Source organism: Micromonospora sp. NPDC005979, from assembly GCF_040614415.1.
In the GTDB taxonomy this organism is placed as follows: Bacteria; Actinomycetota; Actinomycetes; order Mycobacteriales; family Micromonosporaceae; genus Micromonospora.
This window is the reverse complement of record NZ_JBEXUR010000026.1, coordinates 39760-66415: the sequence shown is the minus strand read 5'-3', so window position 1 is coordinate 66415 and position 26656 is coordinate 39760. Positions and strand designations below refer to the sequence as shown.

The 26656-nt window shown below is 72.8% G+C and carries 29 protein-coding genes; 14 read left to right on the top strand and 15 right to left on the bottom strand.

Annotation, left to right across the window (positions count from 1 at the left end; translation table 11 throughout):
• Positions 1–19: 19 nt before the first annotated feature.
• The gene (locus ABZ272_RS29965; RefSeq protein ID WP_355053287.1) at positions 20–1282 is read right to left on the bottom strand and encodes a TRAM domain-containing protein; all 1263 of its coding nucleotides are present in this window, start codon (positions 1280–1282) and stop codon (positions 20–22) included.
• Complete coding sequence (locus ABZ272_RS29960) at positions 1275–3344, bottom strand: APC family permease (protein ID WP_355053286.1); 2070 nt, start codon at positions 3342–3344, stop codon at positions 1275–1277. The genes ABZ272_RS29965 and ABZ272_RS29960 overlap by 8 nt, the downstream gene beginning before the upstream one ends.
• 163 nt (positions 3345–3507) lie before the next feature.
• On the opposite strand from ABZ272_RS29960, the gene ABZ272_RS29955 reads away from it, so the two are divergent.
• Together ABZ272_RS29955 and ABZ272_RS29950 are read left to right on the top strand one after the other, a co-directional pair.
• Positions 3508–4173, top strand: coding sequence for a TrkA family potassium uptake protein (locus ABZ272_RS29955; RefSeq protein WP_355053302.1), 666 nt, complete (start codon positions 3508–3510; stop codon positions 4171–4173).
• A gap of 3 nt (positions 4174–4176) precedes the next feature.
• On the top strand, positions 4177–4866 hold the full coding sequence (locus tag ABZ272_RS29950; protein WP_355053285.1) for a TrkA family potassium uptake protein: 690 nt from the start codon (positions 4177–4179) through the stop codon (positions 4864–4866).
• Between the two features lie 22 nt (positions 4867–4888).
• On the opposite strand, the gene ABZ272_RS29945 is transcribed toward ABZ272_RS29950, so the two are convergent.
• The 4 genes from ABZ272_RS29945 to dut form a co-directional block, all read right to left on the bottom strand.
• On the bottom strand, positions 4889–5572 hold the full coding sequence (locus ABZ272_RS29945; RefSeq protein WP_355053284.1) for a DUF3159 domain-containing protein: 684 nt from the start codon (positions 5570–5572) through the stop codon (positions 4889–4891).
• Between the two features lie 25 nt (positions 5573–5597).
• Positions 5598–5978 carry an OB-fold nucleic acid binding domain-containing protein gene (locus ABZ272_RS29940; RefSeq protein ID WP_355053283.1) on the bottom strand — a complete coding sequence of 127 codons (381 nt, stop codon included), beginning with the start codon at positions 5976–5978 and terminating at the stop codon, positions 5598–5600.
• A 116-nt stretch (positions 5979–6094) separates the two neighbouring features.
• Positions 6095–6745, bottom strand: a complete 651-nt coding sequence (locus ABZ272_RS29935) for a DUF3710 domain-containing protein (protein ID WP_355053282.1) — start codon at positions 6743–6745, stop codon at positions 6095–6097.
• A gap of 25 nt (positions 6746–6770) precedes the next feature.
• A complete protein-coding gene (gene dut / locus ABZ272_RS29930; RefSeq protein WP_355053281.1) occupies positions 6771–7268 on the bottom strand; it encodes a dUTP diphosphatase in 498 nt (165 codons plus the stop codon).
• 91 nt (positions 7269–7359) lie between these two features.
• On the opposite strand from dut, the gene ABZ272_RS29925 reads away from it, so the two are divergent.
• A complete protein-coding gene (locus ABZ272_RS29925) occupies positions 7360–7962 on the top strand; it encodes a DUF3093 domain-containing protein (protein ID WP_355053280.1) in 603 nt (200 codons plus the stop codon).
• An 18-nt stretch (positions 7963–7980) separates the two neighbouring features.
• On the opposite strand, the gene ABZ272_RS29920 is transcribed toward ABZ272_RS29925, so the two are convergent.
• Positions 7981–8778: a hypothetical protein gene (locus ABZ272_RS29920; protein ID WP_355053279.1), complete on the bottom strand. Its 798-nt coding sequence runs from the start codon at positions 8776–8778 to the stop codon at positions 7981–7983.
• Positions 8779–8898: 120 nt separating this feature from the next.
• On the bottom strand, positions 8899–9195 hold the full coding sequence (locus tag ABZ272_RS29915; RefSeq protein ID WP_007075406.1) for a DUF4193 domain-containing protein: 297 nt from the start codon (positions 9193–9195) through the stop codon (positions 8899–8901).
• A gap of 434 nt (positions 9196–9629) precedes the next feature.
• Here ABZ272_RS29915 and ABZ272_RS29910 point away from each other — a divergent pair, with 434 nt between their 5' ends.
• Positions 9630–10148, top strand: coding sequence for a LytR C-terminal domain-containing protein (locus ABZ272_RS29910; RefSeq protein WP_355053301.1), 519 nt, complete (start codon positions 9630–9632; stop codon positions 10146–10148).
• Between the two features lie 24 nt (positions 10149–10172).
• On the opposite strand, the gene ABZ272_RS29905 is transcribed toward ABZ272_RS29910, so the two are convergent.
• Positions 10173–10994 (bottom strand): inositol monophosphatase family protein, encoded by an 822-nt coding sequence (locus ABZ272_RS29905; protein WP_355053278.1) that lies wholly within the window; start codon positions 10992–10994, stop codon positions 10173–10175.
• Positions 10995–11281: 287 nt separating this feature from the next.
• Here ABZ272_RS29905 and ABZ272_RS29900 point away from each other — a divergent pair, with 287 nt between their 5' ends.
• Complete coding sequence (locus ABZ272_RS29900) at positions 11282–12907, top strand: RNA polymerase sigma factor (protein ID WP_355053277.1); 1626 nt, start codon at positions 11282–11284, stop codon at positions 12905–12907.
• A gap of 245 nt (positions 12908–13152) precedes the next feature.
• Complete coding sequence (locus ABZ272_RS29895) at positions 13153–13386, top strand: hypothetical protein (RefSeq protein WP_355053276.1); 234 nt, start codon at positions 13153–13155, stop codon at positions 13384–13386.
• Positions 13387–13943: 557 nt separating this feature from the next.
• Here the strand turns inward: ABZ272_RS29895 and ABZ272_RS29890 are convergent.
• The 3 genes from ABZ272_RS29890 to ABZ272_RS29880 form a co-directional block, all read right to left on the bottom strand.
• Positions 13944–15677 (bottom strand): DEAD/DEAH box helicase, encoded by a 1734-nt coding sequence (locus tag ABZ272_RS29890; RefSeq protein ID WP_355053275.1) that lies wholly within the window; start codon positions 15675–15677, stop codon positions 13944–13946.
• Between the two features lie 179 nt (positions 15678–15856).
• Positions 15857–16498: a trimeric intracellular cation channel family protein gene (locus tag ABZ272_RS29885; RefSeq protein WP_355053274.1), complete on the bottom strand. Its 642-nt coding sequence runs from the start codon at positions 16496–16498 to the stop codon at positions 15857–15859.
• A gap of 40 nt (positions 16499–16538) precedes the next feature.
• Positions 16539–16757: a DUF3039 domain-containing protein gene (locus tag ABZ272_RS29880; RefSeq protein WP_007456912.1), complete on the bottom strand. Its 219-nt coding sequence runs from the start codon at positions 16755–16757 to the stop codon at positions 16539–16541.
• 88 nt (positions 16758–16845) lie between these two features.
• On the opposite strand from ABZ272_RS29880, the gene ABZ272_RS29875 reads away from it, so the two are divergent.
• Both ABZ272_RS29875 and ABZ272_RS29870 read left to right on the top strand, forming a co-directional pair.
• Positions 16846–17778, top strand: coding sequence for a pseudouridine-5'-phosphate glycosidase (locus ABZ272_RS29875; protein WP_355053273.1), 933 nt, complete (start codon positions 16846–16848; stop codon positions 17776–17778).
• Entirely contained in the window at positions 17775–18677 is a 903-nt protein-coding gene (locus tag ABZ272_RS29870; protein ID WP_355053272.1) for a carbohydrate kinase family protein, read from the top strand. The genes ABZ272_RS29875 and ABZ272_RS29870 overlap by 4 nt, the downstream gene beginning before the upstream one ends.
• A 29-nt stretch (positions 18678–18706) precedes the next feature.
• On the opposite strand, the gene ABZ272_RS29865 is transcribed toward ABZ272_RS29870, so the two are convergent.
• Complete coding sequence (locus tag ABZ272_RS29865) at positions 18707–19066, bottom strand: DUF3099 domain-containing protein (protein WP_355053300.1); 360 nt, start codon at positions 19064–19066, stop codon at positions 18707–18709.
• Positions 19067–19170: 104 nt separating this feature from the next.
• Between ABZ272_RS29865 and ABZ272_RS29860 the strand changes: the two genes are divergently transcribed.
• Both ABZ272_RS29860 and ABZ272_RS29855 read left to right on the top strand, forming a co-directional pair.
• The gene (locus ABZ272_RS29860) at positions 19171–19458 is read left to right on the top strand and encodes a hypothetical protein (RefSeq protein ID WP_124771959.1); all 288 of its coding nucleotides are present in this window, start codon (positions 19171–19173) and stop codon (positions 19456–19458) included.
• Positions 19455–19784, top strand: a complete 330-nt coding sequence (locus ABZ272_RS29855) for a hypothetical protein (RefSeq protein ID WP_355053271.1) — start codon at positions 19455–19457, stop codon at positions 19782–19784. Before ABZ272_RS29860 ends, ABZ272_RS29855 begins: the two co-directional genes overlap by 4 nt.
• A 3-nt stretch (positions 19785–19787) precedes the next feature.
• On the opposite strand, the gene ABZ272_RS29850 is transcribed toward ABZ272_RS29855, so the two are convergent.
• A complete protein-coding gene (locus tag ABZ272_RS29850; RefSeq protein ID WP_355053299.1) occupies positions 19788–20372 on the bottom strand; it encodes an HhH-GPD-type base excision DNA repair protein in 585 nt (194 codons plus the stop codon).
• Between the two features lie 95 nt (positions 20373–20467).
• On the opposite strand from ABZ272_RS29850, the gene ABZ272_RS29845 reads away from it, so the two are divergent.
• The 4 genes from ABZ272_RS29845 (at position 20468) to ABZ272_RS29830 (ending at position 24087) form a co-directional block, all read left to right on the top strand.
• Positions 20468–21952 carry a methyltransferase gene (locus ABZ272_RS29845; protein ID WP_355053270.1) on the top strand — a complete coding sequence of 495 codons (1485 nt, stop codon included), beginning with the start codon at positions 20468–20470 and terminating at the stop codon, positions 21950–21952.
• Positions 21952–22374 carry a D-aminoacyl-tRNA deacylase gene (gene dtd, locus ABZ272_RS29840; RefSeq protein ID WP_355053269.1) on the top strand — a complete coding sequence of 141 codons (423 nt, stop codon included), beginning with the start codon at positions 21952–21954 and terminating at the stop codon, positions 22372–22374. The genes ABZ272_RS29845 and dtd overlap by 1 nt, the downstream gene beginning before the upstream one ends.
• Before the next feature lie 224 nt (positions 22375–22598).
• On the top strand, positions 22599–23588 hold the full coding sequence (sigB, locus tag ABZ272_RS29835) for an RNA polymerase sigma factor SigB (RefSeq protein ID WP_355053268.1): 990 nt from the start codon (positions 22599–22601) through the stop codon (positions 23586–23588).
• 91 nt (positions 23589–23679) lie between these two features.
• Positions 23680–24087, top strand: coding sequence for a VOC family protein (locus tag ABZ272_RS29830; protein ID WP_355053267.1), 408 nt, complete (start codon positions 23680–23682; stop codon positions 24085–24087).
• Positions 24088–24099: 12 nt separating this feature from the next.
• On the opposite strand, the gene ABZ272_RS29825 is transcribed toward ABZ272_RS29830, so the two are convergent.
• The gene (locus ABZ272_RS29825) at positions 24100–26655 is read right to left on the bottom strand and encodes a GNAT family N-acetyltransferase (protein ID WP_355053266.1); all 2556 of its coding nucleotides are present in this window, start codon (positions 26653–26655) and stop codon (positions 24100–24102) included.
• Position 26656 lies beyond the last annotated feature (1 nt).

Sequence of the window (26656 nt, the reverse complement as noted above, 5' to 3'; positions counted from 1 at the left end):
CAGCCGGCTGAGCACCTGGTCAGGCCGGCGGCAGCAGCAGTCCGACGCACTCGACGTGCTGGGTCATCGGGAACAGGTCGAAGCCGCGCAGCGCCGCCAGCCGCCAGCCCAGCTCGGCGAAGGTGCGGACGTCCCGGGCGAAGGCCGCCGGGTCACACGCCACGTACGCGACCGCCCGTGGACCGGCGGCGGCCAGAGCGCGCACCACCGGTGCGCCGGCGCCGGAGCGCGGCGGGTCGAGCACCACCACGTCGACCGGGCCGGTGATCCGTCGACGGGCCAGCGCGGTCTCCACCCGCGCCGACACGACCTCGACGCGGGGCAGGTCGGCCAGGTTCTCCCGGGCGGCGGCGACACCCTGCGTGGAGGCCTCCACCAGCGTCACCCGACCGGACGCGCCGACGCGGGCGGCCAGCCCGGCGGCGAACAGCCCGGCGCCTCCGTAGAGGTCCCAGGCGACCTCGCCCGGCCGCGGGTCCAGAAGCTCCAGCACGGCCGTGTTCAGCGTGTCGGCCGCCGCCGGGTGCACCTGCCAGAACGCGGACGCGGGCAGCGCCCAGTCCCGCCCGGCGGCCACCTCACGGACCTCGGTGGGCCCGCTCACCGGGGTGACGACCCCGTCACGGACCTCGGCGACGCTCACGTCCCCTCCGCCGCTGGCGACGGTCTCCACCGCCTCCGCCGCCGGCCAGCGTGCGCCGGTCGGGCTGAGCACCGCAAGCTGCTGGATGGCCGGGTGGGCGATGCGGCAGCGGTCGATCGGCACGACCTCGTGCGAGCGGTGTTTGAGCAGGCCCGCCCGGTCGGCGGCGTCGACCGCGTAGCGGACCCGGGTACGCCAGCCGAGCAGTCCGCCCGGCAGCGCCTCGACCCGGACGTCGAGCCGGTCCAGCTCGACGTCGGTGAGCCCGCCGAGACGGGCCAACTGCTCACGCACCACGGCGGTCTTCCAGGCCAGCTGCGCGGCCGGGGCGACGTGTTGCAGGTCGCACCCGCCGCAGGCGCCCGGCCTCGCGTACGGGCAGGGCGGCTCGACCCGGTCCGGCGAGGGATCCAGCACGGTCACGGCGTCAGCCCGGACGAACCCCCGGTGCACCTCGGTGACCTCGGCGATCACCCGTTCCCCGGGCAGCGCGTGGCGGACGAACACCACCTGCCCGTCCACCCGGGCGACACAGTGCCCGCCGGGGGCCACCGCGTCGACGGTCAGTTCGACCCGCTCCGCCTCGCCGAGGCCCCGCTCGGCCGTCGGGGTCGCACCCGCGGTCGTACGCTCAGTCACGGCCGTCTCCCGGCGTCTCGCCGCCGGCCGGGGCGGTCTCGCCGGGCGGCGGCGCGGCCACCGCCGCCGGCACGGTGCCCCGGGGTCCGCGCGCCGGCGTGTTGGAGAGCGTGGCGTCGAGCCGGTCCAGGTTCTTGCTGGCGGTCGAGGCGAGCTGCCACGGCACGCTGACCACCATGACCCCCGGCTCGAAGAGCAGCCGGCCCTTGAGGCGCAGCGCGCTCTGGTTGTGCAGCAGGTTCTCCCACCAGCGCCCCACCACGTACTCGGGGATGAAGACGGTGACCACGTCGCGCGGCGACGTACGGCGGGTGGAGGCGACGAAGTCCAGGATCGGCCGGGTGATCTCCCGGTACGGCGAATCGACGACGGTGAGCGGGATCGCCATCTCCCGCCGTTCCCAGTCGGCCTGGAGGTCGCGGGTGTCCTTCTCGTCCACGTTGACGGTCACCGCCGTCAACGTGTCCGGGCGGGTGGCCCGGGCGTACGCGATGGCCCGCAACGTCGGCTGGTGCAGCTTGCTGACCAGCACGATCGCGTGGTTGCGGGCGGGCAGCACGCCCCGGCTCTCGTCCGGCGGGGTCAGCTCGGCGGCGACCCGGTCGTAGTGCCGGCGGATGGCCAGCATCAGCGCGTAGATCACCGCCATCGCGGCGATCGCGATCCACGCGCCGAGCAGGAACTTGGTGATCAGGACGATCACCAGCACCGTGCCGGTCAGGCCCATGCCGAACGTGTTGATGGCCCGGGAGCGGTGCATCCGCTTGCGGGCCTCCGGGTCCCGCTCGGTGCGCAGCCGCCGGTTCCAGTGCCGGATCATGCCGGCCTGGGAGACGGTGAACGAGACGAACACCCCGACGATGTAGAGCTGGATGAGCCGGGTCACCTCGGCCTGGAAGCCGACGATCAGGACGATCGCGAAGAGGGCGAGGAACGTGATGCCGTTGGAGAAGGCCAGCCGGTCGCCCCGGGTGTGGAACTGACGGGGCAGGTAGCGGTCCTGGGCGAGGATCGAGCCGAGTACCGGAAAGCCGTTGAAGGCGGTGTTCGCGGCCAGGAAGAGGATGAGCGCGGTCATCCCGGCCACCACGTAGAGCAGGATCGAGCCGGCGCCGAAGACCGTCTCGCCGAGCTGGGTGGTTACCGTCTTCTGCACGTACCCGTCGGGGCCCGAGACGATCTGCAGGGCCGGGTCCTCGACGAACTGCAGGTGGGTCAGCCGGGCCAGCCAGATGATCCCGACGAGCAGGCTCACCGCGATCGCGCCCAGCAGCAGCAGCGTGGTGGCGGCGTTGCGGCTCTTCGGCGCCTTGAACGCGGGAACGCCGTTGGAGATCGCCTCGACGCCGGTGAGCGCGGCCGCGCCCGAGCTGAACGTCCGCAGCAGCAGGAAGATCAGCGCGAAGCCGGTCACGCTGTGCTCGGCCTGGATGACCAGGTCGGCGCTGGGCGCGCGGAGGTCGTCGCCCAGGACGAAGACGCGGAACAGCCCGGTGAGCAGCATGCCGCCCATCACGATCACGAAGCCGTAGGTGGGGATGGCGAAGGCGGTACCCGACTCGCGCAGCCCGCGCAGGTTGACGGCGGTCAGCAGGACCACCGCGAGGACCGCGATCATGACCTTGTGGGTGGCCACGAACGGGACCACCGAGCCGAGGTTGGCCACCCCCGAGGAGACGGACACGGCCACCGTGAGCACATAGTCGACCAGCAGGGCGCTCGCCACCCCGATGCCGAACTTGGGGCCGAGGTTGACCGTGGCCACCTCGTAGTCCCCGCCACCGGAGGGGTAGGCGTGCACGTTCTGCCGGTAGCTGGCCACCACGGTGAGCATCACCACGACGACCGCGAGGGCGATCCACGGGGAGAACACGAACGCCGACGCCCCGGCGATCGACAGGGTCAGCAGGATCTCGTCAGGCGCGTACGCGACGCTGGACAGCGCGTCGGAAGCGAACACGGGCAGCGCGATGCGCTTCGGCAGGAGGGTGTGCTGCAGGCGGTCGGACCGGAACGGTCGACCGAGGAGCAGCCGCTTCAGCAGCGAGGTGGGACTGGCCACGAACGCCAAGAGTACGACCACCACGGTGCGAACGCGGGGGTGGGCGATCATCGACGCGTACGGCGGCGGGGTACGGTCGGTCCCCGCTCTCGACCGGGACGTGGCAGGCTCGCACTCGAAGGCCACCGGTAGCGGGAACGGTACGCACCTTGGGAGGGACAGCGTGCACGTCGTGATCATGGGATGTGGGCGGGTCGGATCGACCCTCGCCCACAGCCTGGAGTCCCGGGGACACTCGGTGGCGGTGATCGATCAGGACGCCGACGCCTTCCGCCGGCTCGGCCCCGACTTCGCCGGCATCACGGTGACCGGGGCGGGCTTCGACGGTGAGGTGCTGCGCCAGGCCGGCATCGAGCGGGCGGACGCCTTCGCGGCGGTCTCCAGCGGCGACAACTCCAACATCATCTCGGCGCGCCTGGCCCGCGAGACGTTCGGCGTGTCCCGGGTCGCGGCCCGGATCTACGACCAGCGCCGGGCGCAGGTGTACGAGCGCCTCGGCATCCCCACCGTGGCGACGGTGCGCTGGACGGCCGACCGGATGCTGCGGCACCTCGTGCCCGAGGGCAACGTGGAGATCTTCCGCGACCCGACCAGCACCGTGTCGATCGTCGAGGTGCCGGTGCACCGGGAGTGGATCGGTCACCCGGTGCACGTGCTGGAGCAGGCCTCGGGTGCGCGGGTGGCCTACCTGATCCGCTTCGGGATCGGCACGCTGCCCACCGCGTCCACCCTCGTACAGGAGGGTGACCAGGTGTTCATGCTGGTCAGCGACGACATCGTGGCCGCGGTCACGGCGGTGGCGGCAACGCCGCCGGAAGGAGGGCACTGAGCCATGCGGATCGCCATCGCCGGCGCCGGCAACGTGGGCCGTTCGATCGCCCAGGAGCTGATCGAGAACGGCCACCAGGTGATGCTGATCGAGCGTCAACCGAAGATGCTCCGACCGGACCGGGTGCCCGCCGCCGAGTGGGTGCTCGCCGACGCGTGCGAGGTGGCCAGCCTGGAGGAGGCGAACGTCGCCGGCTGTGACGTGGTGGTCGCCGCCACCGGCGACGACAAGACCAACCTGGTGCTGTCGCTGCTGGCCAAGACCGAGTTCGCGGTGCCGCGCGTGGTCGCCCGGGTCAACCGGGCGGAGAACGAGTGGCTCTTCACCGAGCAGTGGGGCGTCGACGTCGCGGTCAGCAAGCCCCGGGTGATGGCCGCCCTGGTCGAGGAGGCGGTCACCGTCGGCGACCTGGTCCGGCTCATGACGTTCCGGCAGGGCGAGGCCAACCTGGTCGAGATCACCCTGCCGCCGACCGCCCCGTACGTCGGTCAGCCCCTGCACGCGGTGCCGCTGCCCCGCGACTCCGCCCTGGTGGCGATCCTGCGCGGCAAGCGTGTCCTGGTGCCCAGCCCGGACGATCCCATCGAGGCCGGCGACGAGTTGATCTTCGTTTGTACGGCCGAGGTGGAGGACGACGTGCGCGCGGTCATCCTCGGCCCGGACAGCGTCGAGCGGACGCGCGGCTCACGCTGAGCCGGCCTCGGCGCTGCCCTGCTCAGGCGCCGGGCAGCGGGGTGGGCTGTGGCTCCCGGGTGACCCGGCGCACCGTCCAGACGGTGATGAGCAGCAACAGCGCGTACGGCGGATAGCCCAGGGCCAACCGGGCCACGCCCAGCGCGGTGTCCTGGTGGGCCAGGTAGAGCCCGGCCTGCACGCCCACCTTGGCGAGCCACACCACGCCCCACAGCACGGTCAGCCGGGTGAAGGTACGCACCAGCTTCGGGTCGGTCCGCCATTCGGAGCGGCCCTTGGCGACCAGCACCGACCAGATCCAACCGACGAGGGGCTGTCGGACGGCCGCCGAGATCAGCAGGGCGATGCCGTAGCCGATGCCGTAGAGGATGCCGGGCAAGTAGAAGTCGCGCTCGTCGCCGGTGCGCCACGCGATGGCGGCGCCGATGCCGACGCCGAACAGACCGTTGACCGCGTGTCGGATCGGCCGGCGCTGGGCCAGCCGCAGCCCGGCGATCAGCAGCGCGACGGCCACCGAGGCGATCACGGCGGGCCGCAGGTCGCCGATGATGTTGGCGACCACGAAGACGACCACCGGGATGCTCGACTCGACCAGCCCACGCCAGCCGCCGAGCTGGTCGGCCATCTGCTCGGCGATCGTCGGCAGCGCCTCGTCGTCCTCGGCAGGAGTCTCCGGCTGCGCCGCCCGGTCCTGTCCCGTCGTCATGACCGGCCTTCCGTCCGCGGCGCCGTCACTTCGGCGAGTCCAGCTCGTAGTACGGGTTGTAGATGACCTTGCGATCGTCGCGCATCGCCATCCGGCCACGAGCGGTCAGGTGCCGCCCCGGCTCGATCCCGGAGATGTGCCGCCGGCCCAGCCAGACCAGGGTGACGACGTCGCTGCCGTCGTACAGGTCGGCCTCCAGCGTGGGCAGGTTGGTGCGCGGGGTGTAGACGACGGTGCGCAGCCGACCCGCGACCGAGACCAGTTGGCCCCGGGAGCACTGCTGGGCCAGGACGCCACCGCACTCGGCGCTCTCCTGCCGCAACTCCTGCGCGTCGATCTCGGCCTCGCTGGCGGTGAACCGTTGCAGGATGCGCCGCAGCGACACCTTGCTCTCGTCGGTCGTCATGACCTCCGCGTCACCCTCTCCACGTTCGCCGGGACCGGCCCGGCTCCGGCGACGCCGGAACCGTCCCGCCAGCGTACGCCGACAGGGCCGGTTCCGGCGGGCCGGGACGCGGTCGTTCAGACCTGGCGGGGCTCGCTGGACGCGTCCTCGGCCTGGTCGGCCATCTCGCGCGGCAGTCGCAGCGGCAGCGGCTCACGGACCGGCTTCGCCTCCTGGCCACGGTCGACCACCAGGCCTTCCAGGCACTCGGCGAGCGGGCCCGAACTGGTCGAGTCGGTGGCCGCCGGACCCTGGAAGACGCCGCGGACCATCCAGCGCGGCCCGTCGACGCCGACGAACCGCAGGTTGGTCGGGCCGTCCGGGGTCCGTACCTGGGCGTGCAACTCCGTGCCGTACTCGCCGTCGACCTCCTGCGCGGAGGCGCCGTCCCGCAGCAGCGACTGCCGGATCTCCTCGCGCACCTCGTCCCAGATCCCCTCGGACCGGGGGGCCGCGAAGACGCCGAGCTGCAACGCGTTGTCCCCGTGCACCAGCACGACCTGCTGGATCACGCCCTGCGGGTCGGCCTGCACCCGCACCTCCACCTCGGCGACCGCCGGAATGTGCAGGCTGCCCAGGTCCAGCCGCTGCACCTCGTCGTCGACCTCGGAGATGTCGTACGGCCCGCGCACCAGCGCCGGACCCGCGCCGCCCTCGTCGAGGACCTCGGTGGCCCGCTCGTCGCGGGTGTGCCGCCCGGCATCGGCCCGCTTTCGGGAGAAGATCACTGCGCCCACCCTCCGCTGTTCACGATCACCCTGCCACTTCTTCCGTCTGCCCGCCGGCCGGCGACGGCACCAGCTGAGCGTGCCCACCGGTCGAACCGTGCCCACCGGTCCCACGCGCGGACCCGGGCAGCTCGGCCACCGGCTCGAACCGCGCCCGCGCCACCCGCTGGATCACGAGCTGGGCGATCCGGTCCCCGCGAGAGATCTTCGCGGGCGTGTCCCGATCATGGTTGATCAGGTTGACCATGATCTCACCCCGGTAGCCGGCGTCGACCGTACCGGGCGCGTTGAGCACGGTCACGCCGAGCCTGGCCGCCAGGCCGGACCGGGGATGGACCAGACCCACGTAGCCGTCCGGCAGGGCGACGGCCACGCCGGTGGGCACCAGGGCCCGGCCGCCGGGCGGCAGCTCCACGTCCGCGGCGGCCACCAGGTCGGCCCCGGCATCGCCGGGATGGGCGTACGTGGGCATCGGCAGCTCGGCATCGAGCAGCCGTACGGGCACGGGTACGACGTCGGTCACGGGTCCCCTCTTCGGTCCGGTTGTCTCCGGTGACCCTGCCATCCTGCCGGTTGGCCGGCCCGTCGTGCGCCGTACCCTCGCAGGAGTGAGCATGTCGCCCTCCCCGTCCGCCGATCGGCCAGGGGTTCCGGCCCGCCCGGCGTACGCCGAACGGCTGGACCTGCCCTGGTGGCTGTGGCTGATCAGCCTGGTGGCCGCCGGACTGCTGGCGGTCGAGATCTGGATGGGTGGTTCCGGCGCCCGCGCCTGGGTGCCCTTCGCCGTGCTGCTGCCGGTCACGGCCGTCGGGCTGTGGTGGCTGGGCCGGATCGGGGTGGCGGTCGTCGACGGTGAGCTGCGGGTGGACGACGCCCGGCTGCCGGCGCGCTTCGTGGCCGACGTGGTCCCGTTGGACGCCTCCGGGCGTCGTGAGGTGCTGGGTGTGGGCGCCGACCCGCTCGCCTTCGTGGTGCAGCGGCCGTGGATCAGCGGCGCCGTGCAGGTGGTGCTCGACGACCCGGCCGACCCGACCCCGTTCTGGGTGGTGAGCAGCAGGCGTCCGGTCGAGTTGGCCGAGGCGCTGCTGGCCGCCCGGGACGCCGCCAGGCCCGCCGACACCGGGCCCACCGACGCCAGACCCGCCGACGCCAGACCCGCCGACGCCAGACCCGCCGACGCCAGGCCCGCCGACTCCACGGCCGGCGAGCCGGGCTGAACGCCGCCCAGGGCCCGCTCAGGTGCCCGTGGGCGGGCCGGGCAGGGCCGGCGGTGGCGCCGGCCGGGCGATGCCGCGACGACGCAGGTCCGCCTGGAGCTGGTCGGCCATCTGGCGGGTGGCCCGGCGGTTCAGGAAGCTGGCCACCGCCGCGCCCGTGAGGAACGGCCCGAGGGTGGTGAGGTTACGACCGAAGCGGCGCAGCAGCATGTCCCGCATCTCCTTGCGGGCGGCGGTGCCGAGCACCGCGCCCACGCCCACGCCGGGCACCATCGGGTTGACCCCGCGCTGAGTGGCCCAGGAGTGCACCAGGGCCACCGCCCGCTGACTGCCGGCGTCGGGCAACGACACGCCGTGGATCTCGTGCAGCTCACCGATCAGTTTCAGCTCCACCGCCACGACGGCGACGGTCTCGGCGGCGAGCAGCACGGGCGCGGAGAGCAGCGTGGGCGCCACCGTCCACTCGACGGCGGCGACTCCCCCGCCGGCCGCGCCGATCCCGGCCGTGGTGCGGGAGGCGTTACGGATCAGTCGCTCGGCCAGGGCGGCGTCGTCCAGGCCGGGGAAGTGTCGACGCAGGGTGGCCAGGTCCCGGACCGGCACGTGCGGGGCTATCTCGGCCACCGTGTCGACCATCCAGCGCACCGCGGCACGGGGCTTGAACAGGTCGGAGATGCCCCGGCTACGGGCCTGGGACACCATCCGGGTGAGTAGTTGGCGTCGCCGGGCCGGCGCGATGTCGTCCTCGGTCAACGCCGCGACGGTGGCGCCGAGGTCGTCCGCGCCGCCGTCGGTGGTGTCGCCTCGATCGCTCATGGGTGGAACCTCCCGGTGCTGTGGCTACCCGCTACGAGTCAAGCAGGTACCCACCGGCGTCGCACGCCTACACCGGTAGCGGCGGCCCCGATCAGGAGGCCGCCGCCGGTGTCGTGCGTGTCAGACGCACTCTCGGCAGATCAGCTCGCCGTTGCGCTCGACCGCCAGCTGGCTGCGATGGTGGACCAGGAAGCAGCGGGCACAACGGAACTCGTCCTGCTGCATCGGTAGCACCTTGACAGTGAGCTCCTCGTCGGCCAGGTCGGCACCGGGCAGCTCGAAGCTCTCGGCGACCTCGGCCTCGTCGACGTCCACCGCGCCCGACTGTGAGTCGACGCGCCGGGCCTTGAGCTCTTCCAGGCTGTCCTCGCCGAGGTCGACCTCGTCGCGACGCGGGGCGTCGTAGTCGGTGGCCATCGGATGTCACTCTCCCATATCGATGTTGTCGCTTCCGGTTGTAACGCCGGACGACGCTGTTTCGGTTCCGCTGGCCGGCAACCACTTGTGTCGGGCACCCGACCCGCGGACCGTACGGGTCGGGACCGCTGGGGCCACTCCCCTGCGAGCGCGGAACCTTACCCCCCCTTGGGCGAGGCATGTATACCGCCCTCGCGGCTGAGATGTACGCCCCCGCACGCGAAGTTGTTCCCAATGTGATTCAGGCGACACGAAGATAGGGGTAGTAGTACCCGGTTCGCGGTCGGCGCGCCGGCATGTCGGACTGTTTCCACGCGACGGCCGGACAACCGTTAACCTCAGCGGCGTATTCGACGGCCGACGGTCAGCGCGATCGTTGGCGGCCGCCACCACCCACCTCAGCTCCGGGGAGCGCCCAGATGAGTTTTGCGCGAGTGCGAGCACTCGTCGTCGTCGGCCTGCTGGGGGTCCTGGCGCTGGCGTTCGTGATCACCGCGATCGTCCGGGACAGCCAGGGCGAGGCCGGCGCGGCGGGCAGCTGCCCGGACGGCTGGCCGCTGGCCGACGTCACCCTGCACGAGACCAAGGACGTCAAGATCAACGTCCTGAACGCGACCGACGAGCCGGGCCGGGCGAGCGCCGTCGCCGACGACTTCCGGAACCGCAAGTTCCAGGTCAAGAAGGTCGGCAACGCGCCCAAGGGCATCGACGACGTGGCCGTGCTGAAGTTCGGCCCCAAGGGTGTCAGCTCCGCCCACCTGCTGAAGGCGTACTTCCTGGACAACGCCGACCCGGTCTACGACCCCAAGCGCACCGACGACACCGTGGACGTGGTGCTGGGCAACGGCTTCCAGCAGCTCGCCACCACCACCGAGGTCAACCAGTCCCTCGGCGACCTGGGCCCGCCGGTCGCGCCGCCGGGCTCCTGCCCGTCCCCCGGCCCCAAGAAGTGACGGCCTGACCGGCAGCCACCGAAGTCAGGGGCCGCCGGAGGCGTCCAGGGCGGCCAGCCGGTCGTGCAGCCCGGCGAAGAGGGCCGACGGGGCCGCGATCACCAGGTCCGGTCCGGCCGGGCGACCGGCCAGGCCGGCCACCCGGGCGCCCGCCTCGGCGGCCACCAGGCCCCCGGCGGCCTGGTCCCAGGCCGACAACCCCTTCTCGAAGTACGCGTCCAGCCGCCCCTCCGCGACCATGCAGAGGTCCAGCGCGGCGGCGCCGAGGCGGCGGATGTCCCGTACCGAGGCGATCAGCCCGGCCACCACCGACGCCTGGTGCGCCCGACGGCCGGCGTCGTAGCCGAAACCGGTGCCGACCAGCGCCTGCCCCAGGTCGGTCTCACCCGAGCAGCGCAGCCGGACGCCGTCGCGCCACGCCCCGCCGCCGGCCGTGGCGGTCCACTCCTCACCGGTGTGCACGTTGCGCACCACGCCGGCGACCACCGTCCCGTCCACCTCGGCGGCCAGCGACACCGCGCTGTACGGCAACCCGTAGAGGTAGTTCACGGTGCCGTCGATCGGGTCGACGATCCACCGCACCCCGCCCGGCGCCACCGGACCGGTGTCCGTCGTGCCGTACTCCTCGCCGAGGACCGCGTCCCCCGGCCGCAGCCGGCGCAGGGCGTCGAGAACCTGGCGCTCGACGGCTCGGTCGGCGGCCGTGACCACGTCGGTGACCGTGCTCTTGGTCGCCGCCACGGAAACTCCCTCGACCCGCATCCGGTACGCGGTCGCCGCGGCGTCCCGCGCCACCTCGATCGCGATCTCCAACAATTCCCGCGGTGGCGGTGCCGAACGGTCCATTCCAGGGTCCCCTTCCGGCACGACCGGGGCGTTGCGGGCCGTGCGCGAGTATCATCCTTACAAAGTCCACATCTGCGCCGAATCGGCGGTCCCGCCGCCGTTACGCCGTGCGGCGCAGGATGATCGCCGCAGACGGCGTTACAATTCACCCCTGCCCACGCGCCACGGACCGCCGACCACCGGCCGGCCCGGGACACGGGGGTCCCTCAACCACATCGCCCGGCCCGGTTGACCCGCCGTGCCGGACGACCCGGCCGTGCCCGCTCTTCGCCTCCGGAAGGTCATTCGTGACAGAACCCCGCCAGCCCGGCGCCGACGTTCGCTCGCTCACCGACACCCTGATCGCCCATGCGCAGAGCGCTGGCGGTCAGCTCACGTCGGCTCAGCTCGCGCGCACCGTCGAGACCGCCGAGGTGACTCCGGCCCAGGCCAAGAAGATCCTGCGGGCGCTCTCCGAGGCGGGAGTGACCGTGGTGGTGGACGGCTCGGCCAGCACCCGCCGCCGGGTCGCCGCAGCTCGCTCGACGACCCCCGCGTCCCGAGCCACCACCGCCAAGACGACCAAGAAGGCCGCCGCGCCCGCCCCGAAGCAGGCGCCCGCCTCCGACGAGCCGTCGGCGACGCCCGCCCCGCGCAAGGTGGCCGCTCGCAAGGCCGCCGGCAGCACCGCCGGGGTCGCCGCCGCGGCAGCCGCCCCGGCCAAGGCGACCAAGTCCACCCGCGCGACCAAGGCCACGGTGGCCGCGGCGGCCGGCGCCAAGCCGGTCAAGGTAGCCGGCAAGGCCAAGGGCGAGGGGGCCGAGGGCGCCGAGGGGGAGATCGACCCGGAGGAGCTCGCCGCCACCATCGAGGACGTGGTGGTCGAGGAGCCGGCCGAGCTGGCCCAGGCCGCCGAGACCGACGCCGCCGCGTCGGCCACCGACAACGACTTCGAGTGGGACGACGAGGAGTCCGAGGCGCTCAAGCAGGCCCGGCGCGACGCCGAGCTGACCGCCTCCGCCGACTCCGTCCGGGCGTACCTGAAGCAGATCGGCAAGGTCCCGCTGCTCAACGCCGAGCAGGAGGTGGAGCTGGCCAAGCGGATCGAGGCCGGGCTGTACGCCGCCGAGCAGCTGCGCGCGGCCGACGAGGGCGAGGAGAAGCTCGCCCGGGAGATGGTCCGCGACCTGGGCTGGATCTCCCGGGACGGCGAGCGCGCCAAGAACCACCTGCTCGAGGCGAACCTCCGTCTGGTCGTGTCCCTGGCCAAGCGGTACACGGGACGCGGCATGGCCTTCCTCGACCTCATCCAGGAGGGCAACCTCGGTCTCATCCGGGCGGTCGAGAAGTTCGACTACACCAAGGGCTACAAGTTCTCCACGTACGCCACCTGGTGGATCCGGCAGGCCATCACCCGCGCCATGGCCGACCAGGCCCGCACCATCCGCATCCCGGTGCACATGGTCGAAGTCATCAACAAGCTCGGCCGCATACAGCGTGAGCTGCTCCAGGACCTGGGCCGCGAGCCCACTCCGGAGGAGCTGGCCAAGGAGATGGACATCACACCCGAGAAGGTGCTGGAGATCCAGCAGTACGCTCGGGAGCCCATCTCGCTGGACCAGACCATCGGTGACGAGGGCGACAGTCAGCTCGGTGACTTCATCGAGGACTCCGAGGCCGTCGTCGCCGTCGACGCCGTCTCGTTCTCGCTCCTGCAGGACCAGCTCCAGCAGGTGCTGCAGACGCTCTCCGAGCGGGAGGCGGGCGTGGTACGGCTGCGCTTCGGCCTGACCGACGGTCAGCCGCGGACGCTGGACGAGATCGGTCAGGTCTACGGGGTGACCCGGGAGCGGATCCGCCAGATCGAGTCCAAGACGATGTCCAAGCTGCGGCACCCGTCCCGGTCGCAGGTTCTCCGGGATTACCTGGACTGAGCCTGTTTCGTCAACCGAACGTGTCGTTTTGACCACCTGGCGTGCAACGCCAGGTGGTGATCGTCCGGATACACGAATGTGATCGTTGACGTGGCACCCTGGGTTCACGGCACACTGTCCCTGCCATGTGTGACCTCGGTCCCCCGCGGGCACACAGGGAAGGCAAGGCCCAGCACGGGTGTTGCACGATAGGTGAGCAACGACCGAAGAGATTGTTCATCGGTGACGACCAGAGGAGGAAGGCGATGACCCCGACCCTCACGCCGCCGCCCGAGACGGTGGCTCCCCCAGCCGCCGATGAACGGTGCGACCGCTGCAATGCTGCCGGCAAGCTCCGTATCTCTCTCTCGGGTGGGAGCGAGTTGGTGTTCTGTGGGCACCACGCGAACAAGTACGCGGAGGATCTCGTGAAGATCACCGTACGGTTCGCGACGGACCCCGAGTTCACCTGGCGTGGCGCCGATTTGATGGCGAACTAAGTCCGCGACCGACATAGCCGACCGGAGGTACCCCGCACGGGGTGCCTCCGGTCGGCTATTTCCTGCCCAGCCCAGCCCTCCCCAGGCCAGCGCCCGCCAAGATCCACGCAACTTCGGGGATGTTGCTGGTTCCGACGCGCGAGAGGCAGCAACATCCCCGAAGTTGCACAGATCTTGGGCATCGAGCCCTCCCCGCTCCGCCCGCGCCGCGCCGCGCCGCGCCGGCCAAGATCGTGCTCGAACCAGGATGTAGTGGCCTCACAAACCCGTGACACCACTACATCAATGATCGAGCACGATCTTGGTGGGCACACGACACGTGGGGGCCCGGGATGCGCGGGGTGCCGAGGATGCGGGGTGCCTCGAATGCGCGCGCGGGGTGCCTCGGGTGGCCGGGGGGCCTGAGATGCGCGGGGTGCCTCGAATGCGCGGGGTGCCTTGGGTGGCCGAGGTGCCTCGAATGCGGCGTGCCTCGGACGCGCGGCGTGCCTCGGACGCGCGGCGTGGGGGCCGGATGCTCGCCGTGCGTTCGTGCTGGGGGCGTGGGGTGCGTGGGGTCAGAGGGTCTGCACGGTGGCGATGCGTTCCTCGAGCTGCTCGATGGTGGCCTGGGCGCTCGGCGGCCCACCGCAGAGCCGGCGCAGCTCGGCGTGGATCTTGCCGTGCGGCTGGCCGGTGCGGTGGTGCCGGGCGGCCACCAGAGCGTTGAGTTGACGCCGGAGCGCCACACGGCGCTGGGCGGCACTCAGGGGTACCGGAGGCGCCGCCGAGGGCGCAGCGGCCGGCTGAGCGGCCCGCTCGGCGGTACGGCGGCGCTGGGCGGCGATCTGGTCGGCCTGCCGCTTGGTCAGCAGCAGGGAGACCTGGTCGGCGGTGAGCAGACCGGGCAGGCCCAGGTACTCCTCCTCCTCGGGCGTACCGGCCTGCGCGGCGGTCCCGAACGACGCGCCGTCGAAGATCACCTGGTCCAGTTCGGCGGTGGCCGAGAGCGCGGCGAACCGCTTCTCCAGCTCCCCGCTGGCCTGGTCGTCGCGCTGCGCGCGTTCCAGCAGGTCGTCGTCGAGGCCGTCGGAGTCCTTGGGCTTGCCCAGGACGTGGTCCCGCTCGTTCTCCATCTCGCTGGCCAGCCCGAGCAGGTGCGGCACGCTGGGCAGGAACACCGAGGCGGTCTCGCCGGGGCGGCGGGCCCGCACGAACCGGCCGATCGCCTGGGCGAAGTAGAGCGGCGTGCTGGCGCTGGTGGCGTAGACGCCGACGGCGAGCCGGGGGATGTCGACGCCCTCGGACACCATCCGCACCGCGACCAGCCACCGCTGCTCGGACGCCGCGAACGTCGCGATCCGCGCGGAAGCGCCCTGGTCGTCGGAGAGGACCACGGCGGCCTTCTCGCCGGTCACCTGCTCGATCAGCTTGGCGTACGAGCGCGCGGTCTGCTGGTCGGTGGCGATGATCAGGCCACCGGCGTCGGGCATCCCCGCGTTGCGCAGCACGGTGAGCCGGGCGTCGGCGGCGCGCAGCACCTGCGGCATCCAGTCCCCCGCCGGGTCCAGGGCGGTACGCCACGCCTGCGCCACCAGATCCTGGGTCATCGGCTCGCCGAGGCGGGCCGCCAGCTCGTCCCCGGCGTTGGTACGCCAGCGGGTCTCCCCCGAGTAGGCGAGGAAGAGCACCGGTCGGACGACCCCGTCGCGCAGCGCGTCGGCGTAGCCGTACACCGAGTCGGCGCGGGAGCGCAGCAGCCCGTCACCGCCCCGCTCGTACTCGACGAACGGGATCGGGTTGTCGTCGGAGCGGAACGGCGTGCCGGTGAGCATGAGCCGGCGTACGGCGGGCTCGAAGGCGGCCTTGACGCCGTCGCCCCAGGTGCGGGAGTCACCGGCGTGGTGGATCTCGTCGAGGATGACCAGGGTGCGACGGGTCATCGTGCGTCGCCGGTGCACCTGCGGGGCCATGCCGACCTGGGCGTAGGTGATCACCGCGCCGTGGAAGTCGGCGGCGGAGTGCACGTCGGCGTTGCGGAACGCGGCGTCGAGCTGGATGCCCACCCGGGCCGCGGCCTCGGCCCACTGGGTCTTCAGGTGCTCGGTCGGTGCCACCACGGTGACCGCCTCGACGGTGCCGTCGGCGAGCAGTTCGGCGGCGATACGCAGGGCGAAGGTGGTCTTGCCGGCGCCCGGGGTGGCGACCGCGGTGAAGTCGTCGCCGCGCCGGCGCAGGTACTCCACCAGGGCCTTGCGCTGCCATGCACGCAGCGCCGGGAACGTCTCGAGCACCGGCGTCCGGGCTGCCACGCGAAGCTCCTCTCCGACCGCACGAGGGCGGACACCGGGCGAGGGCCACGAGTACCGCCGCCCATGAAAACGCCTCCGCGCAGAAGCTGCCGCGAAGGCCGACTCAGCATAACCAGCGCGCGCCCGCAGGCCCAGGCGACGCCACGCTGGTCACATCCGCGACCGCGGCGGGGCGGGCCTCACCAGGGGTCGCCGGTGCGCGGTGGCCGCAACGTCGCCACCGGCGCGGACCAGCGGCGGCGCAGCGCGACCAGGCGCAACCCGAACACCCCGACGGCGGCGGCGGTGAGCGGCACCGCACCGGCCTGGCCGGTCAGGTACAGCAGCGCCACCACGACCGAGCCGGCCAGCGCGGCCACCGCGTAGATCTCCCGGCGCAGCACCACGGGGATCTCCGCGGTGAGCAGGTCCCGGCCGAGCCCGCCGCCGATCGCGGTCAGCATGCCGATCAGGCACGCGCCGACGGCCGGCACCCGGGCGTCGAGCGCCTTGAGCGTGCCGGTCACGGTGAACAGCGCGAGGCCCGCCGCGTCGAGCACCAGCACGGTGGTGCGCAGCCGGGCGAGTTGCGGGTGCAACCAGAACACGGCGACCGCGGTGATCGCGGCGGTCGTGGCGTACCGCCAGTCGGCGAAGGCCAGCGGCGGCACCTCGTCGATGACGAGGTCGCGGAAGATGCCGCCACCGAGCGCGGCCACGAAGCCGACGAACGCGACACCGAAGAGGTCGAGCCGTTTGGCCACCGCGGCCGAGGCCCCGGAGGCGGCGAACACCGCGACCCCGGTCAGGTCGGCGAGGAGCAGGGCGGTGGAGGTGGTCACCGCCGCAGGCTACGTCGCCGGCCGAAGGACCGGCCGGGGTTCACTCGCGGTACGAGTCGTAGATCTCCTTGCACTTGGGGCAGACCGGGGAGCCCGGCTTGGCCGCCTTGGTGACCGGAAAGGTCTCTCCGCAGAGCGCGACGACGAAGGTGCCCATGACGGCACTCTCGGCGATCTTCTCCTTGCGGACGTAGTGGAACATTTCCGGACCGGTGTCGGCGTCCTTCAGCTCCGGACGCTCGAGAACCTCTGTGCTCACGTCTGCACCTCCAACCGACAAGTTTGGCAGGTCATCACGGCCGGGTCCACTTGAGGCCGGCCGGCATCCGACCCCGTACGGTGCCCGTGTGACTGACTTTCGCATCAGCTACGGCACCGAGGTCGCCGCAGCCCTGCGCGACGGCCGACCCGTCGTGGCACTGGAGAGCACCATCGTCTCGCACGGCCTGCCCCGTCCGCAGAACCTGCGGGTGGCGCGTGAGATCGAGCAGGCGGTCCGGGACGCCGGGGCGGTGCCGGCGACGATCGGCATGATCCGTGGCGAGCTGGTGGTCGGTCTGGACGACGCGCAGCTGACCCGACTGGCCACCGTCGATGGTGTGACGAAGCTCTCGGTGCGCGACCTGGCCGTGGCGGCGGCCACCGGCGCGGACGGCGCCACCACCGTGGCCGCGACCAGCGCGGTGGCCGCGGCCGCCGGAATCGGGGTGTTCGCGACCGGCGGGTTGGGCGGGGTGCACCGGGAGGCGGAGCACACCTTCGACGAGTCGGCGGACCTCGTCACCCTGGCCCAGACGCCGATCACGGTGGTCTGCGCCGGAGTCAAGTCGATCCTCGACGTGGGCGCGACGTTGGAGCGCCTGGAGACCCTCGGGGTCGCCGTGCTCGGCTACCGCACCCGACGGTTCCCCGGCTTCTACCTCACCGACGCCGGCTTCGACCTGGACTGGTCGGTCGACTCGCCGGAGCAGGTCGCCGCCGTACTGGCCGCCCGGGACGAGCACGCCGTGCACACCGGCGCGCTGCTCGTCGCCAACCCGCTGCCGGTCGACGAGCAACTCGACCCCGAGCTGCACGACCGGACCCTCGCCGACGGCCTGGCCCTGCTGGAGCGGGACGGGGTGACCGGTAAGGCCGTGACGCCGTACCTGCTGGCGCACTTCCACTCGGCCACCGAGGGTGCGAGCCTCACGGTGAACATCCGGATCATCCTGCGCAACGCCGACCTGGCCGCGCGCATCGCGGTCGCCACGGTCGCCCGCGCCGCCGTCCCGGCATGACCCCTGGGACCCGCGTGGTCGTCGTCGGAGACGTGATCACCGACGTGGTCGCGGTGCTCACCGCGCCGCTCGCGGCCGGCACGGACACCGCGGCCGAGATCAGCCTCGGCGGCGGCGGGCAGGCGGCCAACACCGCCGCCTGGGTGGCCGCCCAGGGGTTCGCCGTCACGCTCGTCGGCGCGGTCGGCGACGACGACGCGGGGCGCGACCGGGCGGCCGAGTTGGCCCGCGCGGGCGTGGACTGCGTCCTCGATCGGGTGTCGGGCGTACCCACCGGCACGGTGGTCGTGCTGACCGCCGACGGCGAGCGGACCATGGTCACGTCGCGGGGCGCGAACCTGCGGTTGACCGCCGAGCACGTCGGGAAGGCCCTCGCGGCCGCGCCCGACGCGGGGCATCTGCACCTGTCCGCGTACACCCTGTTGGACGCCGCGTCGCGCGCAGCGGGGCTGCGGGCGTTGGCCGCCGCCCGCGAGCGCGGGCTCACCACCAGCGTCGACGCGGCCTCCGCGGGGCCGCTGCGGCGCGTCGGCGCGCGGGCCTTCCTGGGTTGGGTACGCGATGTCGACCTGCTCCTGGTCAACGCGGACGAGGCCACGGTGCTGGCCGGCGGTCTGGACCCGGCGGCGCAGGGGCGGGCGTTGTCGGCGACGGCCCGGCGGGTGGTGGTCAAGCGTGGCGCGGCGGGCGCGGTGTGGGTCGAGGGCCGCACGACCGCGGTCAGCGTGGCGGCGGCCCGGCGGGTGGCGGTGGTGGACGTCACCGGGGCCGGCGACGCCTTCGCGGCCGGCCTGCTGACGGCCTGGCTCGGCGGGGCAAGCGCGAGCGCGGCCCTGGACCGCGCGACCGAACTGGGAGCCCTGGCCGTCTCCAGCGTCGGCGCCCGACCACCGGCTTGAGGCGTCGGAGCCCTGGCCCGCGGGGCGGGTCAGGGCTCGACGTCGATGATCTTGTGAGGACGCTCCTCGGCGGTGAGACTCATGGGTGGGGTCTCGACCCGCCGCCGGGGGTGGAACCGGTTGGCCAGCCGGTGCTCCTCCTTGGGCGGCCGGTCGTTCGCCAGCAGCACGGCCAGCCACGGGATGAGCACCATGCCGAGGGCGCACAGCGGCAACCAGAGCCAGAGCAGGGGAGCCTTCGCGCCGACCAGGATCGCTCCGGCGACGATGCAGGCCACCCGGATGCCCATCATGAGGATGTAGCGGCGTTGACGGCTCGTGAGCTGATCGTGCTGGCTACGCGAGGCATCGGTGATCAGAATCGGCTCGTACGCCTGACGCTTCACCAGGGACCTCCTCGAGGGGATTACGCCCCATCCTGTCACCACGAAGCCGTGATCAGCGAATATCGAGTCATCCCGGTACGTGTTACGCGCGTGGTACGCTGCGCGACGTGGGCAGCAGGTTCAGCTTCACCGACGAGGCGTTGGCCAACCTGAGGGTCTACGACGTCACGCCCGGGGAAGTCTGGGAGGCGCTGCACAGCGCGCGACGGGTCATCCGCCACCTGGGCGACGACGTGATGGTGGTCTACGCCGCCGCCCGCCGGGGCCGCCGCCTGGCGGTGCTGCTCGCCGAGGCCGATGGCACCGACAACGACTGGGACATCCTCTCCGCCCGCGAGCTGAGCGACGTCGAGTCCAAGCGCTACGACGAGGCCGTGCGGAGAGATCGCCGATGAGGGGGGCCGTGACGATGCACCGCAACGACGCGACGAAGCAGTTCCACAGCGGCGACGACCGGCTCGCCGAGCTGATCGACGAGAGCCCCGCGGTGGACCTGCCCACACCCGACACCGACGTGCCGATGGTGAGCCGGTCGGTCCGGCTGCCGCTGGAGACCTACGAGCGGGTCCGCGCCGCCGCCGACGCCCGGGGCATCGGGGTCACCACGCTCATGCGGCAGTGGATCGAGGCCGGCCTCGCCGACCTGGACGACTCGGCCACCGTCTCGCTGGCCGACGTCCGGCGCGCGCTGGCCTCCCTGGCGCACCCCACCGCCGCCTGACCGTCAGCCCTGATCGGCCTTCGCCGCCGCCTTCATCTGCTGCTTGTACTCCCGCACCCGGCGCAGCGAGTCGGCGTCGGTGACGTCCGCCACCGACCGGTACGCGCCGGGGTCGCCGTACCCGCCGGCCGCCGTCCGCCAGTCCTGCGGAGTCACCCCGAACCGCTTGCCCAGCAGCGCCACGAAGATCTGCGCCTTCTGCTTGCCGAAGCCGGGCAGGTCGGCGACGCGCCGCAGCAGCTCCGGCCCGTCGGCGACGCCCGACCACAGCAGCGCCGCATCGCCGTCGTAGCGCTCCACGAGCACCCGGCAGACCTCCTGCACCCGCGTCGCCATCGCCTTCGGAAACCGGTGCAGGGCGGGCGGGGTGGCGAAGAGCGCGATCAGCGCCTCCGTGTCGTACCCGGCCAGCTCCGCCGCGTCCAGGTCGTGACCGAGCCGCTGCGCCAGCACGTACGGCGAGGAGAACGCCTTCTCCATCGAGACTTGTTGATCAAGGACCATGCCGACCAGCAGGGCCAGCGGGCTGCGCTCCAGCAGACGGTTGGCCTCGGGGTCGATGGGGAGCACGAGCGTCATGGCCACCATCCTGCCCCGCCCAACGACCCGGTCGGACACCGACGCTCCGACGTCCGTCGGCGGGTGCCGCCGACCCGGAACGCGACGCGGGGCAGGATGGCGACGTGGACGAACACGACATGCTGCTCTCCCCCGCCGGCGTCGACGCCCTGCGGACCGCGCTGACCCGGGCCGGGTTCACCAGCAACGGCATCGCCGAACGGCTCGGCCCGCAGGCCACCGCCTCGGTCGCGCGCAACGACTACCGGGCCGCGCTGCGCGGAACCGAGGACCGCGATCCGCTCGCCACGCTGATCCGGCTGTTCATCTGCGACCAGACCGAACCGGAGGCCGCCGTCGCCGCCGCGCTGGCCCCGTTGGGGCTCGCCGAGGCGCTGGCCGGCGGGATCGTCGAGCGGTACGACGAGGGCCTGCGCGCCGGCGTCGACCTGGAACCGTACGGCGACGACTGGTGGGTGCTCGCCGACGTGCCGACCTCGGCCCGGCCGGGTCGACCCCTGCACGCCGAACACGTGCTCGGTATCGGCGGCGCCACCCACACCCTGATCGGGGCGACCGTACGTCGGCCGGTCGGCGCCGCCCTGGACCTGGGCACCGGCTCCGGCGTCCAGGCTCTGCACCTGGCCACCCACGCCGACACGGTGACCGCCACGGACCTCTCCGAGCGGGCCCTGCGCTTCGCGGCGACGAACGCCGCCCTCAACGGCCAGGACTGGGAGCTGCTGCGCGGCGACATGGTCGCGCCGGTGGCCGGCCGTCGATTCGACCTGGTGGTGAGCAACCCGCCGTTCGTGGTGGGCCCGGGCACCACCACACACGTCTACCGCGACTCCGGTCGGGTGGGTGACGCCATCGCCGCCGAGCTGGCCGCCGCCGCCCCCGGCCTGCTCACCGAGGGCGGCACCATGCAGTACCTCGCGAACTGGGTGCACGTCGCCGGTGAGGAGTGGGACGAGCGGGTGGCGGGCTGGTTCGCGGGTACCGACCTGGACGCCTGGGTGATCCAGCGCGAGGTCGCCGATCCGATGGCGTACGTCGACCTGTGGCTCACCGACGTCGGTGAGGGTGCCGACCCGCAACGGGCGGCCGTCTGGCTGGACTGGTTCGACCAGCACAAGATCGAGGCGATCGGCTTCGGGATCGTGTCGCTGCGTCGCGGCGGCCACGCCGATCCGGTGGTCCGCGTGGAGGACCTGCGCCAGCAGGTCCAGCCGCCGCTGGGCGACCAGATCGGTGCCTGGTTCGACCGCCAGGACTTCCTACGGGTACGCGACACGGAGGCGTTGCTCGCCGAGCGCTACCGGGCCGCCGACGGTCTCCAGCTCCGCCAGGAGGCCACCATGGGCGACGAGGGCTGGGCGGTCGACCGGCAGGTGCTCGCGATGCCGCACGGTCTGCGCTGGACCGAGGAGATCGACCCGTTGGTGCTGGCGCTGGTCGGCGGGGCGGACGGCCGGCTACCGCTGCGCGACCAGCTCGCCCTGCTCGCGGCGGCCCACGACGTCGAGCCCGCCGAGATGGCCGAGGCGGCCGGCCCGATCGTCGCGCACCTGGTCGAGCGCGGCTTCATCGAGCCGGTGGTGGGCTGATGAGGGCGGTGGTGCAGACGGTCGGGCGGGCCAGCGTGACGGTGGACGACGAGGTGGTTGGCGCGATCGAGGACGGCCTGCTGGTGCTGGTCGGCGTGACGCACACCGACACCGCCGAGACCGCCGCGACGATGGCCCGCAAGGTGCACGAGCTGCGCATCCTGGACGACGAGCGGTCCGCCGCCGACGTCGGGGCGCCGATCCTGGTGGTCAGCCAGTTCACCCTCTACGGCGACGCCCGCAAGGGCCGCCGTCCAAGCTGGACGGCAGCCGCCCCCGCGGACGTGGCCGAACCCCTGGTGACGGCGGTGGTGGAAGCCCTGCGCCAACGCGGCGCGAGGGTCGAGACCGGCCGCTTCCGCACCCACATGCTCGTGGAAAGCACCAACATTGGCCCCAAAACAATCCTCCTAGACCTCTAACCCCCTCCCACCCCCTCCCACCCCCTCCCGCGCTGGGAGCGCTGGGGGCGCTGGGGGTGGGCGGCAAGCGGTCTGGTGACAGTTTCTTGTGGCGATCCTGCGGGATTGCTGTCGGGTCCACGATCAGCTCACTCCCGTTTCACGTCCCGCCCGCCAAGCTGTGTCTCACACCGGCACCACTGGGCCGGAGACACGGCACAGACGTGGGATACGGGGAGACAGAGATGACGGAACAGCGGACGCGCCCAGCCACCACCGAGACCGACGCCCTCACCGACCTGGACGCCACCGACGAGCGCGGCATCTCCACCGACCTGGTCCGGGCGTACCTCAACGGCATCGGTCGGACGAAGCTGCTGACGGCCGCGCAGGAGGTCGAGCTGGCCCGGCGGGTCGAGGCCGGACTGTTCGCCGAGGAGAAGCTCGTCACCTGCACTCCGGTCTCGGAGGAGCTGCGGGCCGACCTGGAGCTGATCGTCGTCGAGGGCCGCGCGGCCAAGGACCACCTGCTGGAGGCGAACCTGCGGCTGGTGGTCAGCATCGCCAAGCGCTACACCGGACGCGGGATGGCCTTCCTGGACCTCATTCAGGAGGGCAACCTCGGTCTGATCCGGGCGGTGGAGAAGTTCGACTACGCCAAGGGCTACAAGTTCTCCACGTACGCCACCTGGTGGATCCGGCAGGCCATCACCCGCGCCATGGCCGACCAGGCCCGCACCATCCGTATCCCGGTGCACATGGTCGAGCAGGTCAACCGGATGGTCCGGGCCCGCCGCGAGCTGGCGGTGTCGCTGGGTCGCGAGCCCGGCGTCGCGGAGATCGCCCGGGCGCTGGAGATCCCCGAGTTCCAGGTCATCGAACTCATCTCCTACGACCGGGAGCCGGTCAGCCTGGACCAGGCCGTCGGCGACGACGGGGAGAGCGCGCTCGGTGACTTCGTGGCCGCGGTGGACCCGCGTACCGACCCGGGCGAGGGGGCCGCGCAGGGCGAGCTGCGTAACGAGGTGAGTGTCGTGCTGGCCACGCTGTCGCAGCGGGAGCAGGCGGTCATCCGGCTCCGGTTCGGGCTGGACGACGGTCGGCAGCGCACCCTGGACGAGGTCGGCCGGGAGTTCGGCCTCTCCCGCGAGCGCATCCGGCAGATCGAGAAGGGGACGCTGCTGAAGCTGCGCGCGCCGGAGCGGGCGCAGCGCCTGGAGGCGTACGCCTGCTGACGCGCCCGAAGTTGTGGAAGGCCCTGGCGGTTCGCCGGGGCCTTCCCCCTTGCCGCGATGGTTGACTGGAGACCCCGGCGAGAGGGCACCCGTGAACTGGACGCTGGAAGTCGTGATCGTGCCCGTGTCGGATGTGGACCGGGCGAAGGGGTTCTACGCCGACCAGCTTGGTTTCGCCGTCGACCACGACACCGTGATCGGTGACGACGCGCGCATCGTGCAGCTGACTCCGCCCGGCTCCGGTTGCTCGATCGTGATCGGCAGGGGCGTCGTCCCGGAGATGCCGCCCGGCTCGCTCCGGGGCCTGCAACTGGTGGTGCCCGACCTGAAGCGGGCCCACGCGGAGCTGGTCGAGCGGGGCGTGCAGGTCAGCGAGATCCAGGTGCTGGGCGCGAATCCCCGCCCGGTGCCCGACCCGCTGGACAATGTCGGTTTCGTCTTCTTCGCCGACCCGGACGGTAACACCTGGGGCGTGCAGCAGATCTCCAGCCGCGCCTGAGCGGCGCGCCCCTCAGAGGCGGCGGGGGCCGGTGTCCGGGCGGGCGGCCACGCCGCCGACGCGTACCTGGGCGTGCAGGACCGAGATGCCGTCCGGTCGGGCGAGCACCGGGTTGAGGGTGACCGAACGCACCCGGGGCTGCTCGTCCGCGAGCTGACCGACCCGTAGCAGCAGGTCGGCCAGGGCCGCGCGGTCCACCGGCGCGGCGCCCCGGTGCCCCCGCAACAGCGGCGCCGCGCGGGGCTCGTCGACCAGTTCGGCGGCGTCGGTGTCGGTGAGCGGCACCGCCCGCCAGGCCCGGTCCCCGAGCAGGTCGGTGGCGACTCCCCCGAGACCGAAGCCGACCACCGGGCCGAACGCCGGATCTTCCACCAGCTCCACGACGCAGGCCACCCCGGGCGGGACCATCGGCTGCACCAGCACGTCCGCGCCGAAGCCGGCGGCCATCTCGGTGTACGCACGGCGGACGCTCGCCTCGTCGCGCAGGTCGAGACGGACGGCGCCCAAGTCGAGCCGGTGCCGCAGCCCCGGGTTGGCGGCCTTGAGCGCCACCGGGAGACCCACCCGCGCCGCCGCCTCGGCCGCCGCGTCGACCGTGTCCACGAGCGTCGACGGCACGGTCTCGATGCCGTACGCGGCCAGCAGCGCCCCCGCGTCGACGGGGTCGGCGCGCAGCGCGGCCTGCGCGGCGTCCCGGTCGACGCGGGGCAGCCGGGGTGCCACGCCGGACGGGCGGGCCAACCATCGCGCGTACCGGTGCACCCGGGCCAGGGCGCGGACGGCCTCCTCCACCCCGCCGTACGCGGGTACCCCGGCAGGAAGCCGGCCGACCAGGAACGTCGCCACGGTCGGCTTGCCCAGGGCGAGGGCCGCCGGAAGGGCGGCGGTGACGTCGGCGTCCACGTCGGTGCGTTGACCGGGCAGCGGTGGGGCGAAGACCACCACGAGGGCGTCCACCCGGTCGTCGCCGGCCGTCTCGGCGAGGGCGGTGGCGAACTCGGCGGCACCGGCGCTCGGGCCGACGTCACGGGGGTAGCCGTCGGCCACGGTCAGGCCCTGCGCGACGCACGCCGTCGCCGCCAACCCGGTCAACGCCGACGAATTGCCGACCACGCCGACCCGGTCGCCGGTGGGCAGGGGCTGGTTGGCCAGCAGCACCCCCACGTCGAGCAGTTCCGCCACGGTGTCCACCCGGATCACCCCGGACTGGGCGAAGAGCGCGGCCACCGCCACCTCGTCCGGGCCGGTGGCGTCACCGACCCCGGGTGGGCGGGCCGGGGAGGCGAGCGCCACCACCGGTTTGGCGCGACCGATCCGCCGAGCCAGCCGGGCGAACTTGCGCGGGTTACCGAACGTCTCCAGGTACAGCATGATCACATCGGTGCCGGGGTCGTCCTGCCAGTACTGCAGCAGGTCGTTACCGGACACGTCGGCCCGGTTGCCGGCGGAGACGAAGCTGGACAGGCCGAGGCCGCGCCGGTCCGCCTCGGCGAGCAGCGCCACCCCGAACGCGCCGGACTGGCTGAAGATGCCGACCCGACCGGCCGGCGGCAGCGCGGGCGCGAGCGTGGCGTTGAGGCGTACCGTCGGATCGGTGTTGGCCACGCCCAGACAGTTCGGGCCGACCACCCGCATCCCGGCGGCGTGGGCCGCGCGGACCAGCGACCGCTGCGTGGCCGCGCCCTCGCCGCCGGCCTCGGCGAAGCCGGCCGAGATCACGACGAGGCCGTGCACGCCGGCGGCGGCCGCGTCGGCGACCACCGCGGTCGCCGCCTCCGGCGGGACCGCCACCACCGCCAGGTCCACCGCCACGCCGGCGTCAACAGCGCTCGGGTACGCGGGCAGCCCGGCCACCGTCGACGCGCTCGGATGCACCGGCACGACCGCGCCGGTGAACCCGCCGTCGCGCAGGTGCCCGAGCACCGCCGCGCCGACACCCTGCCCGGTGGCGCTCGCGCCGTAGACGGCGATGCCCCGCGGGGCGAGCAGCCGGGCGATCGACCGGGCCTCGGTGCGGTGCTCCCGGCCGCGCTGCACCTCCAGCGTGGCCTCGGTCGGGGCGATCGGGAAGCTCAGGTGCACCACGCCGTCGGCGTACGCGCGCTGGACCTGGTAGCCGAAGTCGGCGAAGACCCGCAGCATCGTCCCGTTGGCCGGCAGCACCTCGGCGACGAAGCTCATGATGCCGTTGCGCCGGGCGGCGTCGGCCAGGTGCTCCATCAACACCGAGCCGATACCCCGCCCCTGGAAGGCGTCCTCCACCACGAAGGCCACCTCTGCCTCCGGCGCCTGCGGGCCCAGTCGCTCGTACCGGCCGACCGCGACGATCTGGTCGGCGGCCAGCACCACGAACGCCTCCCGGTCGTGGTGGTCGACCGTGACGAAACGGATCAGGTCGCGCTCCGGGATCCGCGGGTACGGCGAGAAGTACCGCAGGTAGCGGGTGCGCTCGGAGAACCGGCTGTGCATCGCCACCACGCCCGGCGCGTCGGTCGGGTCGATCTGTCGCAACTGGACGGTACTGCCATCGCTGAGCAGCACGTCCACGGGTTGGTCCACGCTCGTCACC

Coding starts and splice junctions, on each gene's coding strand:
- ABZ272_RS29950 (WP_355053285.1), top strand. CDS start 4,177: ATGCGGATCGCCATCGCCGGCGCCGGCAACGTGGGCCGTTCGATCGCC.
- ABZ272_RS29945 (WP_355053284.1), bottom strand. CDS start 5,572: ATGACGACGGGACAGGACCGGGCGGCGCAGCCGGAGACTCCTGCCGAG.
- ABZ272_RS29940 (WP_355053283.1), bottom strand. CDS start 5,978: ATGACGACCGACGAGAGCAAGGTGTCGCTGCGGCGCATCCTGCAACGG.
- ABZ272_RS29925 (WP_355053280.1), top strand. CDS start 7,360: ATGTCGCCCTCCCCGTCCGCCGATCGGCCAGGGGTTCCGGCCCGCCCG.
- ABZ272_RS29920 (WP_355053279.1), bottom strand. CDS start 8,778: ATGAGCGATCGAGGCGACACCACCGACGGCGGCGCGGACGACCTCGGC.
- ABZ272_RS29915 (WP_007075406.1), bottom strand. CDS start 9,195: ATGGCCACCGACTACGACGCCCCGCGTCGCGACGAGGTCGACCTCGGC.
- ABZ272_RS29905 (WP_355053278.1), bottom strand. CDS start 10,994: ATGGACCGTTCGGCACCGCCACCGCGGGAATTGTTGGAGATCGCGATC.
- ABZ272_RS29895 (WP_355053276.1), top strand. CDS start 13,153: ATGACCCCGACCCTCACGCCGCCGCCCGAGACGGTGGCTCCCCCAGCC.
- ABZ272_RS29870 (WP_355053272.1), top strand. CDS start 17,775: ATGACCCCTGGGACCCGCGTGGTCGTCGTCGGAGACGTGATCACCGAC.
- ABZ272_RS29855 (WP_355053271.1), top strand. CDS start 19,455: ATGAGGGGGGCCGTGACGATGCACCGCAACGACGCGACGAAGCAGTTC.
- ABZ272_RS29850 (WP_355053299.1), bottom strand. CDS start 20,372: ATGGTGGCCATGACGCTCGTGCTCCCCATCGACCCCGAGGCCAACCGT.
- dtd (WP_355053269.1), top strand. CDS start 21,952: ATGAGGGCGGTGGTGCAGACGGTCGGGCGGGCCAGCGTGACGGTGGAC.
- sigB (WP_355053268.1), top strand. CDS start 22,599: ATGACGGAACAGCGGACGCGCCCAGCCACCACCGAGACCGACGCCCTC.